Consider the following 12,227-nt stretch of genomic DNA (forward strand, 5'->3'; position numbering starts at 1 on the left):
ACCGGCCCCTAGAATCGGAACGCCACCCCGGCGCGGAACGAACGGCCGGGCAGCGGCGCGATGTCCTTGAGGAAGCTGACGTGTTCGCGCGCCAGCTCGTCGGTGGCGTTGCGCAGCTCGGCGAAGAGCCGCAGGTTCGGATCGCGGAACGGCTTCACCGCCCCATAGAGGTTGACCATCGTATAGGCGTCGGTCGGCAGCTCGCCGTCGGCGACGCGGTCCTGCTCGGCCACGTAGCGGACCTCGAGGTTGGCGTCGATCAGGTCGCTTTCCCACATCAGCTTGCCGGTCGTCGACCACGGCGGGATGCGGGCCGGGGCGCCGGTGTCGGTGTCGCCGCGCACGTAGTCGGCCCCCAGCTGGGCCGACAGGGTGCGCCCCGCCTCGGTCCACAGATCGTAGGTCCCCTCCAGCTCGAAGCCGTAGAAGGTCGCATTGCTCTGGGTGTAGCGGAACACCGGCAGGTTATCCTCGACGTCGCCGGTCGGGACCTGGTCGATGTAGCCGTCGTAGGCGGCGTACCAGAGATGGCCCTCGGCCCGGAACCGGTCGTAGGTCCAGCGGCCGGTCGCCTCGACGCTGAGCACGGCCTCGGACTCCAGGTTCGGATCGCCGATCTCGAAGGCCCCGGTGCCCGGGTGCGGGCCGTCGGAATAGAGCTCGCCCTCGGTCGGGGCGCGGGCGTTACGGGCAACGGTCAGGGCGTAGAACTGGCTGTCGGTCGGCTTGATGAAGACGCCGACCGAGGCCGAGACGTTGGTGAAGCTGGGGGCGTTGTCGGCCCCGATCCAGTTCAAACCATAGGAGGCCGCCGGAGCGCTGGCCACGCGGCCGGCCAGCGAGGCGTCGAGGTCGCGCCGGTCGACCCGCAGGCCCGCGTCGATGCCCCAGCCGCCGTAGTCGAGGCGCTGCAGGGTGAAGACGCCGAGCTCGTCAATGTCGGTCTTCGGGATCGAGGCCTCATCGCCGATGGAATTGAAATGGCGGCTGAGGCCCTGGACGCCGACCGCGCCCTTCAGGGGACCGATCTCGCGCTGGACGAACTCGATCCGCCCCTCGACGCCCGTGGACAGGAAGCGGGTGCCGGTCTCGCCGGTGTTGCGCAGCACCTCGGCGTGCTCGTAGTCGGCATAGCCGATCGAGGAGCGCATGGTCGCGAACGGGCCCAGGTTGAACGGCACGTCCGAGCGGAAGTCGAAGCGGGTCTGGTGCAGGTCGATGGCGACGGGGCCCTCGTCATCGGGATCGATCGGGGCGGTGATCTGCGGATAGGGCACGCCGTAGACGGTGTCGGTCTGCTTCACCGCCAGGCCGACGTAGCCCTCGTCGGTGACGAAGGAGACGCCCAGACCATAGGCGTCGAGCTTGAGGTCGGTGTTGCGCACCGTCTTGGCTGGATCGACCGTCAGGCCTTCGGCGGCGGCCAGGCGGCTGCTCACCGGCGTGCCCGGAACCGAATAGTCCTCGGCCCGGCGGCTGACGCCGTCGATGGAGAAGACCACCGGACCACTGGCCGCGTGCAGGCCGAAGGAGACTGACCGGCCGTCGTCGACGCTGGAGGCCGAGGCCGAGAACCGCCCGTCGATGCCGCCGTCGGGCAGGTGGCTGGGGATGTGGTCGTCGATGATGTTGACCACCCCGCCGATGCCGCTGCCGCCGTAGGCCAGGGTCGAGGGCCCGCGCAGCACCTCGATGCGCGAGGCCTCGCCCGGGTCGGAGGCCACCGCATGGTCCGGCGACAGGGCGCTGGCGTCGACCAGGCCGACGCCGTTCTGCAGCACCAGCACGCGAGGGCCCGACAGGCCGCGGATCACCGGCCGGCTGGCCCCGGGACCGAAGAAGGTCGAGCGCAGGCCCGGCTGGCCGGCCAGCAGGTCGCCAAGGCCCGAGGGGGCGGCGACGTCGAGCTGGTCGCGGCCGACGACGGTGACGCTGGTGGTGACGGTGTCCAGCGAGACGGCGAAGGGCGCGGCGGTGACGACAACCTGGGAGACGTCGCCTTCGTCGGCGGGATCGGCGGCTGGTGCGGGCTCCCGCGCCGTCTGGGCGAGCGCGGGCGCCGCGATGGCGAGGGTCAGCAGGCTGGCGCCCAGCAGGGCGAAGGGTCGGCGCATGGGGGAGGCTCCGCGGAAACTCAGCGAGTGTTATGAAATAACATATCGACCAGTCAAGCGACTTGACGCGGACCGCGCCTCGCGGTCTGTCGAGTGACGAATTTCCGGGAGGCATGTGATGTCGATGAAGGCGTTTGGTCGCGGCGCGATGCTGGTCGCCGGGGTGGCGATGCTGGGCTGCGGGGCGGTGGCCCAGGACGCCAAGGCGCCCGCCCCTGCCCCAAGCCCCGCCGCCGGTTATCTGCCCGCCACCATGCTGCCGGACAGCCTGGCCATCGTCGGGCCGCCGCCGGCGCCGGACTCCGAACAGGCCAAGGCAGATCGGGCGCTGTTCGACGCCAGCCGGTCGCTGGAGGGCAGCCCGCGCTGGAAGCAGGCCATCGCCGACGTCGAGCTGTTCGGTGATGTGGCCCACAAGTCCTTCGCCTGCGCCATCGGCAAGGACATCAGCGTCGCAAGAACGCCGGTGCTGTCCAAGCTGCTCGACCGGGTGGTGCGCGACGCCGGCGGCAGCACCAACGCCGCCAAGAAGAAGTACCAGCGCGACCGGCCGATGATCGGCCACGACGAGGCCAGGATCTGCGTCGCCCGCGAGGAGTGGATGAAGACCAACGGCTCCTACCCCAGCGGCCACGCCGCCGCCGGCATGGCCTGGGGCCTGCTGCTGGCCGAGCTGGCGCCCGACAAGGCCAGCGGGGCGGTGACCCGCGGCCGCGAGTTCGGCGACAGCCGCTGGATCTGCGGCGTCCATTTCCAGACCGACGTCGCCGCCGGCCAGCTGATGGCCGCAGCCACCGTCGCCCGCCTGCACGCCGACCCGGCCTTCACCGCCGACATGGCGCTGGCCAAGGCCGAGCTGGACAAGGCCCCGGCGGCCGAGGGCTGCGGCGGCTAGGCCACCGCGTCCCAGACCACATGCCGCTCCAGCGCATGGCCCTTGGGTAGGGCTGGATGGTCGAAGTCGAGGTCTTGGCGGCGGGTCATGCCGAGACGGACCATCACCGCCTGCGAGGGCAGGTTGGTGGTGGCGGTGAAGGCGACGACGCGGTCGAAGCCCAGCCGGGCGAAGCCGTCCTTCAACGAGGCGGCGGCGGCCTCGGAGGCATAGCCCTGGCCCCAGGCCTGGCGGGCCAGCCGCCAGCCGGCCTCGACGCCGGGGAACAACGGGTTGCTGTCCTTCAGCCGCATCAGGCCGGTGAAGCCCAGAAAGACCCCGTCCTCCCGCCGCTCGACCGCCCAGAGCCCGAAGCCCTCGCGATCGATGTGCTCCTGGTTGCGGGCCATCATCGCCTCGCTCTCCTCCGCCGTCTGCACGGCGGGGAAGAAGCGCATGACCTCCGGGTCGGCGTTGAGCGCGACCCAGGGCGCGAGGTCCGATGGGCGCCAGGACCGGAGGATGAGGCGGTCGGTGGTGATCATATGTGCGAGTATAGCCAAGTTCCGGCTTGAGCTGGAACGACTTGGTGATGCTTGGGGAGAGCCAGCGTGTTGCTTCCAGAACCGATCCTAGCCGCCTTCAAGTCAGCGGCTCAGTTCGTCGTGAAGGCCTACCTTGCCAAACGTCAGGAAATCGCGACCGAAGAACTGCTTAGAGAAATGGCCCGAGGCCGGCCTTGGGCGATCAGCGATGACCGGACTGCGGCGATGGGGTTGCAGTATGTCCGGGCGTTCCAAGAGGGAGCTGCTCGTCTGAACCTGCGATTGATGGCTCAAGCAATATGTACGGAAGCTGCTGAAGAGGCGTTTCAGCATTCGGAATTCCGGCGTCACACGGAAAGCCTCGCCGGCTTGAACTACGACGAAATTCTCCTGTGCGCTCGATTCGTGGGGGTCGTCAGGCAACTCACGCCACTGACTAGCGCATCCGCCAAAGACGAAATCCAAGCAGACAGAGAGTTGCGCCTTACCCTTTGGATGGATTGGGAAGATCGCGAATCCATTTCAGGCACCTGCAGCGCCCTTCTTCGAACCGGCTGGCTTCGCACGCTCGGCACGGCCAAAAACGGAGCCAACTTCACCCCGACCAAGGAATTTGAAGCCGTGGCCAGAATGGTTGAATTCGAGGAGGTGGCATCTGCGGCGGAACGAGCCGGAAACACCGACCCGGAAAACTAGGCCGGCCGCCCCGTGCTCAGCGCCCCGTACAGATCCGGCCGGCGGTCGCGGAAGAAGCCCCAGGCGGCGCGGTGGGTGTCGAGGAAGTCGAGGTCGACCGTCGCCGTCGTGAACCCCTCCTCGTCCGGGCCCATATCGCCGATCAGGTCGCCGCGATGGTCGGCGATGAAGCTGGAGCCGTAGAAGCGCTGTCCGCCGTTGGGGTAGCCGTCCCAGGGCTCGAAGCCGATGCGGTTGGCGCCGACCACCGGGATGACGTTGCTGACCGCATGGCCCTGCATGGCGCGGCGCCAGGGCAGGGCCGTGTCGAGGGTGGGGTCGTGCGGTTCGGTGCCGATGGCGGTCGGGTAGAGCAGCGCCTGGGCGCCCATCAGGGCCATGGCCCGGGCGCATTCGGGGTACCACTGGTCCCAGCAGATGCCGACGCCGATGCGGCCGTGCCTGGTGTCCCAGACCTTGAAGCCGGTGTCGCCGGGGCGGAAGTAGTATTTCTCCTGGTAGCCGGGGCCGTCCGGGATGTGGCTCTTGCGGTAGACGCCCATCAAGCTGCCGTCGGCGTCGGCCATCACCAGGCTGTTGAAATAGTGCGGCCCCTCGCGCTCGAAGATCGAGATCGGCAGCACCACGCCCAGCTCGCCGGCCAGCGGGGCCAGGGCCTTGACGCAAGGATGCTCGCGCCAGGGCTGGGCGGTGGCGAACCAGCGCTCCTCCTGGGCGACGCAGAAGTAGGGCCCCTGGAACAGCTCCGACGGCAGGATGACCTGCGCCCCGGCGGCCGCGGCCTGGCGGACCAGGTCGACGGTGCGGGCGATGTTGTCCTCGAGGTCCATCCCGTAGTGGGTCTGGAGGGCGGCGAGGGTCAGCGTCTTGCCAGGTTTCTGGGTCATTACGCCGGCTCCTGCTGGGTGATGCAGTGGAAGCTGCCGCCGCCGGTCAGGATGGCGGACGAGGGCAGGCCGATGACCTTGCGTTCGGGGAACAGGCTGGCGAGCGCGTCGAGGGCGAAGGCGCCGGCCTTTTCGTCGTAGGTCGGGCAGATCACCGCCTGGTTGGCGATGATGAAGTTCATGTGGCTGGCCGGGACCATCTCGCCCTCGGCATCCGTGGTCCAGCCCGGCGAGGGGATGCGCATGATCTGGATGCGCTGGCCGCGGGCGTCGGTCATCGAGCCCAGCAGTTTCGCCGTCTCGTCATAGACCTCGGCGTTGGGGTCGCGGCGGCCCCAGGCGATCGGGCAGGCGATGACCCCCGGGGCGACGAAGCGGGCCAGGTTGTCGACATGGCCGTCGGTGTGGTCGCGGTTCAGCCCCTCGCCCAGCCACAGCACCTTTTTCGCGCCCAGGGCCTGGGTCAGGGCGGCCTCGGCGGCGGCCTCATCCCAGCCGGGGTTGCGGTTGGCGTTGGTCAGACATTGGCGGGTGGTCAGCACCGTGCCGTAGCCGTCGTGGTCGAGGGCGCCGCCCTCTAGCACGAAGTCGTGGGGCTCCAGCGGCGCGCCGGAGGCGGCGGCGATCTGGGCGGCGACCTGATCGTCGCCCTCCAGCTCGTACTTGCCGCCCCAGCCGTTGAATTTGAAGCCCAGGGCGCGGCCGTCGCTGGAGAAGATGGGGCCGGTGTCGCGCAGCCAGATGTCGCCGAACAGGCCGCGCACCACCTCGATGCCGGAAGTGCCGGCCAGGCGGGATCTGGCGTCCGCTTCAGCCTCATCGCCGCAGACCATCAGCCGCACGCGCTCGGCCCCGGGGCCGGCCAGGGCCCGGGCCAAGGCGGCCACCTCCTGGCGGGCGGCTTCAAGGTCCTCCTCCCACAGCTCGCCATGGCTGGGATAGCCCAGCCACATGGCGCGGTGGGGAGACCATTCGGCGGGAATAAGCGCTTGAGGCATGGGGGTCTTCATGGGGACGGGCAAGTGGCCCCGAGGGGCGCGGACGTCAAGAGTTCGAAAGCCCAAAAGAAAAGGGCGGCCCGTGAGGACCGCCCTTTCCGTCTTGTATCGCGACAGATCCTAGAAGGGGGCGCGCAGGGTGAGCTGCACGGTCTTCGGCGCGCCGAGGTTACCGGTGCGGTTGCCGACGATGTCGGTGGAGATGTCGGCGATGTACTCTTCGTCGAACAGGTTGGTGACGTTCAGCTGCAGGAACGCGCCCTTGTCGTTGAACCAGGGCAGGTCGTAGCGGATGTCAGCGTCCCAGACGGTGTAGTCGGGGGTGCGCTCGTCGTTGATAGCGTTGGTGAAACGCTCGTCGACCCACTTGGTCTGCAGACCGAAGGTGAAGCCCCAGATCGCGTACTGGGCGCGGGCCGCGAATTGACGCTCCGGAACCTCGGGCAGTTGATTGCCCTTGGTGAAGATCGTCGAGCCGACGGTGGTGCCCGGGACGTCGTCCTGGAACTCGCTGTGGATGAAGGCGTACGAGGCGTAGAGGTTCAGGTTTTCGATGACTTCCCAGCCGATCTGGCCGTCGATACCCCAACGATCGACCGCACCGACGTTGATCGACGTCGCGATGTCCTCACCGTTGATGTTGGTGATGGCGCGGACGATGTAGTTGTCGAACTTCGAGATGAAGCCCGAAGCCTGGAAGATCACCGGGCCGGCCGAGAAGCGGTAGCCGACATCGTACTGCTTGCTGGTTTCCGGGTCCGGGTCGGCCGGGAGCCGGTCGTACAGGTCATCGGTACGGGGCGCGGACAGGTTCTCGGAATAGTTCAGGTAGACCGAGTGGCCTTCCAGGAACCGGTAGGTGACGCCCAGGTTCGGCAGAACCTTGTCGTACTTGCGCTTGAAGTCGACCGGCACGCCCGGCACCGGGGCGGTGCCGGTGGCGAAGTCGACTTCAGCCAGGGTGAGGTTGCCGCAGTAGGCGTTGAACGTGTCCTGCTGGTAGCAGGCGTTGCTCAGCTCACGCTCGAAGAAGGGCGCGCGAACGCCGATGTCGAGGGTGACCTTGTCGTCAAAGAAGCGGCCGACGTACTGCAGGGCGACCTGGTTCAGAATGGCGATCGAGAAACGGTCGCGCTTCTGGAAGACTTCGTCGTCCAGGGTCCGCACCGGCTTGCCGTAGCCGTCCTTGCCCGAGAACACGTCGGCCGGGTCGCCATTGGCCCTCAGCTTGCTGTACTCGCCGGTCTGGCGGTGACGGCCGTAGTCGTAGGTATAGGCGACACGCAGGCGGTTGTTGTCGTTGATGTCCCAGATCAGCGAGCTGGTCACACTGTAGCGACGGGTGTTGGTGTTGGACGGCGAGTACAGACGGATGCGGTCGACAATGTCGCCGTCGCCGTTCAGATCGACGCCGAAGGCGGTCGGGGTCGCGGTGTTGTAGAACGAGCCCTGCAGGCGCGGATCGTTCTCGTTGATCACCGTGCTGCCGCCGCCGTTAGCCATCACGTACTGGAAGGTCGGGTCGACCGTCAGGGTGAGGTTGTCGGTCAGGCTGAAGCGCGACTGGCCGCGGATGTTGCCCGTGTTCGAGGGGTTGATCGCCAGGCCGTAGTAGTTGCCGCAGGCGTTGGGCGACGACAACGGGTCGGTCGGATCGGTCAGGGTGTTGGAGGCGTCGTTCTGTACGCCCGGACCCGAGCCGACCAGGAAGCATTCGGGGTTGTTGTCGTCTTGGATGACGCCGGCGTTGAATTGGTCGACGCTGATGCGGCGGAAGAAGTTGTTGCGGTTCTCGTTCCAGTGGGCCGAGACGGCGATGAAGTCACCGTTGTCGCCCAGCGGCTGGAAGATGCCGCCGTTGTACTGCTTCTTCTCCATGCCGCCGGGGCCGCGGAACTTGTCGTATTCGGTGTAGGAGGCGGCGAACCAGGCGCGGGTGCCCCAGGGACCGATCTCGCCGGTGTCGATCAGGCCGAAGATGCGGCGATAGTTCTCGTCGCCGATCGACGGCTGGATGAAGCCGCCAAACTCGGTGGCCGGACGACGGGTGACGTAGTTGATCGTGCCGCCGGTGGCGCTGGCCGTCGGGCTGTCGACGTCGGTGGTGCCGAGGTTAGTGCTGACCTTGGCGATCAGTTCCGGGTCGAGCTGCTGGTTCGAATAGATGGCGTAGTTGCCGGTGTCGTTCAGCTGGATGCCGTCGACGTTCAGCGAGATGCGCTGCGAGTCGAAGCCGCGGATGACGACGTCGCCGCCGCTGCTGCCGTAGGCGTCGTTGTTGTTGAAGTTCACCGACGGCAGGATGTTCAGCGTCTGCATGATCGACTGACCAGCGACCTGGGTCTGGATGAACTCATCGGTCAGCGTCGATTTGCTCTTGGCCGCGCTTTCCGCGACGATGGCGCCTTCCAGGTTCTTCGGGCCCGAAGCGCCGGTGATCACCACCTCTTCGACTTCGGCCGATCCGGTGGATTGCGCGAACGCGCCGGTGGCGAGCAGGCTGCCGACCAGAGCCGTCGTCGCCACGATGGCGAGCTTGTAGTTTCTCATTAGGTATCCCCTGTCATCCCGACGAGCGCCCACTTGAGCTCTCGATGGCGGATTAGGCCGCCGCAATAGCGCCCGATTGCAAAGCTTTGGTGACCGTTGGCGGACCCCCGTCACCACATAACCAGCTTGTAACCACACAGCTTTCCGACACAAGCAGGCGTTAAGACTTTGGGACCGAATTGAGACGCCTTGTCGCAAGTTTGCGACACCCCCGTGCGCGACATGCCCTATAGGGGGCTGAATTCGCCCCCGTTACGGGCAACGATTGATCAGGGTACGATTCGCCGGGGAGCGAAGCTTGAGCGCCACGCATCAGGAAGATCGCCGGGCCTTCATCGAGGCCAGCCGGCCGTGGCGGTTCGCCCTGGCGGCCACCGTTCTGCTCACCGGCCTGCGGCTGCTGGCCCTGTTCGCCACGCCGCTGGAACTGTACCCGGACGAAGCCCAATACTGGCTGTGGTCGCGCACCTTCGAGGCCGGCTATTTCTCCAAGCCGCCGATGGTGGCCTGGGTGATCCACCTGACCACGGCGCTGGGCGGCGATTCGGAGCCCTTCGTGCGGCTGGGCTCGCCGCTGTTCCACGCCATGACCGGGCTGGTGCTGTTCGCCGTCGGCCGGCGGCTGTACGGGGCCTGGACCGGGCTGGGCGCCCTGCTGGTCTACCAGCTGATGGGCGGGGTCACCCTGTCGAGCGGGCTGATCTCGACCGACACCCTGCTGCTGGGCTTCCTCAGCCTGGCCCTGCTGGCCTATGTCGACCTGCCCGTCGCCAAGCGGCCGCTGTTCACGGCGGCGGGGCTGGGGGCGGCCCTGGGACTGGCCATGCTGTCGAAGTACGCCGCCCTCTATGCGGTGATCGGCATCGCCCTGCACCTGGTCTTCGACCGCGAGGCGCGGCGGGCCTGGAGCTGGAAGACAGCCGGCGTCGCCACCTGCGTGTTCCTGATCGTCATCGCCCCCAACCTGGCCTGGAACGCGACCCACGGCTTCGAGACCGTGGGCCATACCGCCGCAAACGGCAGCTTCGACCAGGGGCTGAAGTTCAATCTGGTGGAGATGCTCCGCCTGCTGGCCGAGCAGTTCGTGGTCTTCGGCCTGCCCTTCGGCCTGCTGATCTGGGCCGGGGTGCTGGCCGTGCGGCGAAAGCTGGGGCCGAACGAGGTGATGCTGCTGTGCTGGACGGCGCCGCCGATCGTCTTCGTCACGCTGCAGGCGTTTTTGACCCGCGCCAACGCCAACTGGACGGCGGCGGCCTATGTCGCCGGAGCGGTGCTGGCCGCCCACCTGGGCATGCGTCTGCGGCCGCGCTGGGTCCCGATCGCCCTGCTGGTCCCGCAGGCGGTGCTGGCGGCGCTGTTCATCGTCTGGGCGGTCTATCCGCGCACCGCCGAGGACATGGGCATGGCCAACAGCTTCAAGCGGGTGAAGGGCTGGGAGGACACGGCCGGCGCCGTAACCCGCCGCGCCGAGGTGGAGATGGCGGACCGCGGCCTGTCGGCCATCGCCGTCGATGACCGCTTCCTGTTCAACGAACTGGCCTATTACGGCCGCGACTTCTTCGCCAAACCGGGGGCCCCGCCGCTGGCCATCTGGCTGCGCAACGCCGAGGCCGGCAACCAGGCCGAGGCCACCGCGCCGCTGACCCCGGAGATAGGCCAACGAGTGCTGGTCATCACCGCCGCCGAGCTGAAGCTGGCCGACGATCCCGACAAGAAGATGGGCAGGCGGATCGCTCTGATCTCGGACGATTTCGTCCGGGCCCAGACCCTGGAGGTCAGCCGGGCGCGGCTGGATCGGAAGCGGCTGCGGCGCGGGGTGCTGATCCTGGGCGAAGACTATCGGCCCCAGCCCAAGGACTAGATTCGCGAGATCCGGAAGGCGAAGGGTCCGCCGTCGCCGGCGGCCAGCAGGGTCTCGCCGTCGGTCCAGGCCGGGTCGGCCGGCGCGGCGCCGTCGCCGAGGTTGAAGGCGCAGACGATGCGCTCGCCCTCCCCGCTCCGTTCGAACACCGCCATGGGCGCTGGCGCGTCACGGAAGGCGATGTCGCCCAGGCGCAGCGAGGGGTGAGCCTTGCGCAGGGCGATGAGCGCCCGGCTGAGGGCCAGGGCCGAGTCCGGATCAGTTTCCTGGGCGGCGACGGTGAGGTGGGCGTGCTCCGGCGCGGCCGGCAGCCAGGGCTGGCCGGTGGTGAAGCCGAGGTTCTCGCCCGGGCTCCAGGGCATCGGCGTGCGGCAGCCGTCGCGGCCCTTGTGGGCCGGCCAATAGAGGTCGCCGACCGGGTCGCGCAGCTGCTCGCGGGTCAGGTCGGCCTCGGGCAGGCCCAGTTCCTCGCCCTGGTACATCAGGATCGAGCCGCGCAGGGTCAGCAGCAGGGCCAGCATGACCTTGGCCACCGGCAGGGAGCCGTCGCCGAAGCGGCTGGGGGTGCGCGGCACGTCGTGGTTGGAGAAGGTGATGCAGGGCCAGTGGTGCGGATAACCGGCCAGCAGGTCCATGTGTTTGCGGATGAAGTCCGGCCCCATGCGGCGGGCGATCAAGAGCGGGAAACTGTAGCCGGCGTGCAGTCCCTCCTCCGGCGTCGCGAAGCCGCCGCAGCGGTCGGCTTCCTCGGAGAACTCGCCGAACACGAAGCGGTCGGGGTGGCGGCCGACGGTCAGGCGGACGTCGTTCAGCGCCTCGATGTTCTCCACCAGGTTGGAATCGTTGAAGTGGCGCTGGAAGTTGGCGGCGGCTGACCAGCGTAGCGAGGTGTCGCTGTCATCGACCGGATTGTCGGTCAGGGCTGGGTCGTGGAGGTAGGCGTTGGCGACGTCGAGCCGGAAGCCGTCGACGCCCTTGGAGAGCCAGAAGTCGAGCACGTCCAGCGCCGCCTGGCGCGCCTCGGGGTGGCGCCAGTTCAGCTTGGGCTGCTGGCGCAGGAACTTGTGATGGTAGGCCTTGCGGCGCAGCGGCTGGTAGGCCCAGGCCGGGCCGCCGAAGGCGCTGAGCCAGTTGTTGGGGGCCGTGCCGTCGTCCTTCAGCGGGGCCCAGACGTACCAGTCCTCCTTGGTCCCCTTCAGGCTGTCGTGGAACCAGGCGTGTTCGTCGCTGGTGTGGGCCAGCACCTCATCGAGGAGGAGCTTCATGCCGCGGGCATGGGCCCCGTCGATGACCGCCTGCAGGTCGTCCATCGAGCCGTAGTCGGGGTGGACGCCTTGGTAGTCGGAGACGTCATAGCCCCAGTCGCGGTTGGGCGAGGGGTGGACGGGGGAGAGCCAGATGGCGTCGACGCCTAGCGACTGGATGTAGTCGAGCTTGGCCAGGACGCCCGGCAGGTCGCCATGGCCGTCGCCGTCGCTGTCGAAGAAACTGCGGACGTAGATGTGATAGACGGTCGCGCCGCGCCACCAGGGGGGAGTGCTCATTGGGAGAGCGTAAGTGCGCAGGAGCGAGGGGGCCAGCCCTCCAGTTGCTCCCCCTTTTGGGGGAGCTGTCAGCCGCATGGCGGCTGACTGAGGGGGTCCTCAACGGACGGCGGCGGCGTCGGCCCGTTCGGCCGCCGACAATGGTGGGAACCCCCTCC

Annotated in this window: 9 protein-coding genes; 3 read left to right on the forward strand and 6 right to left on the reverse strand. The window is 68.0% G+C overall.

Translation table 11 applies throughout. From position 1 onward, the window contains the following. Nucleotides 1-8: 8 nt before the first annotated feature. The gene (locus AC1RSK_RS08125) at nt 9-2,114 is read right to left on the reverse strand and encodes a TonB-dependent receptor (protein WP_492906991.1); all 2,106 of its coding nucleotides are present in this window, start codon (nt 2,112-2,114) and stop codon (nt 9-11) included. 118 nt (nt 2,115-2,232) lie between these two features. Here AC1RSK_RS08125 and AC1RSK_RS08130 point away from each other — a divergent pair, with 118 nt between their 5' ends. Next, nucleotides 2,233-3,009 (forward strand): acid phosphatase, encoded by a 777-nt coding sequence (locus tag AC1RSK_RS08130; RefSeq protein ID WP_492906992.1) that lies wholly within the window; start codon nt 2,233-2,235, stop codon nt 3,007-3,009. Here AC1RSK_RS08130 and AC1RSK_RS08135 read toward each other — a convergent pair. After that, nucleotides 3,006-3,533 (reverse strand): GNAT family N-acetyltransferase, encoded by a 528-nt coding sequence (locus tag AC1RSK_RS08135; protein WP_492906993.1) that lies wholly within the window; start codon nt 3,531-3,533, stop codon nt 3,006-3,008. The genes AC1RSK_RS08130 and AC1RSK_RS08135 overlap by 4 nt on opposite strands. 66 nt (nt 3,534-3,599) lie before the next feature. On the opposite strand from AC1RSK_RS08135, the gene AC1RSK_RS08140 reads away from it, so the two are divergent. Further along, entirely contained in the window at nt 3,600-4,229 is a 630-nt protein-coding gene (locus tag AC1RSK_RS08140) for a hypothetical protein (protein WP_492906994.1), read from the forward strand. On the opposite strand, the gene aguB is transcribed toward AC1RSK_RS08140, so the two are convergent. From aguB to AC1RSK_RS08155, 3 genes are all read right to left on the reverse strand, one after another. Next, a complete protein-coding gene (aguB, locus tag AC1RSK_RS08145) occupies nt 4,226-5,116 on the reverse strand; it encodes an N-carbamoylputrescine amidase (RefSeq protein ID WP_492906995.1) in 891 nt (296 codons plus the stop codon). The genes AC1RSK_RS08140 and aguB overlap by 4 nt on opposite strands. After that, nucleotides 5,116-6,114 carry an agmatine deiminase family protein gene (locus AC1RSK_RS08150; protein WP_492906996.1) on the reverse strand — a complete coding sequence of 333 codons (999 nt, stop codon included), beginning with the start codon at nt 6,112-6,114 and terminating at the stop codon, nt 5,116-5,118. Before AC1RSK_RS08150 ends, aguB begins: the two co-directional genes overlap by 1 nt. 120 nt (nt 6,115-6,234) lie before the next feature. Further along, nucleotides 6,235-8,664, reverse strand: a complete 2,430-nt coding sequence (locus tag AC1RSK_RS08155; RefSeq protein WP_492906997.1) for a TonB-dependent receptor — start codon at nt 8,662-8,664, stop codon at nt 6,235-6,237. 298 nt (nt 8,665-8,962) lie between these two features. Between AC1RSK_RS08155 and AC1RSK_RS08160 the strand changes: the two genes are divergently transcribed. Continuing rightward, nucleotides 8,963-10,525 carry an ArnT family glycosyltransferase gene (locus AC1RSK_RS08160; RefSeq protein ID WP_492906998.1) on the forward strand — a complete coding sequence of 521 codons (1,563 nt, stop codon included), beginning with the start codon at nt 8,963-8,965 and terminating at the stop codon, nt 10,523-10,525. On the opposite strand, the gene AC1RSK_RS08165 is transcribed toward AC1RSK_RS08160, so the two are convergent. After that, entirely contained in the window at nt 10,522-12,069 is a 1,548-nt protein-coding gene (locus AC1RSK_RS08165) for an alpha-amylase family glycosyl hydrolase (protein ID WP_492906999.1), read from the reverse strand. The genes AC1RSK_RS08160 and AC1RSK_RS08165 overlap by 4 nt on opposite strands. Between the last annotated feature and the right edge of the window lie 158 nt (nt 12,070-12,227).

The organism is Caulobacter sp. GW821-FHT11A05, assembly GCF_058809015.1.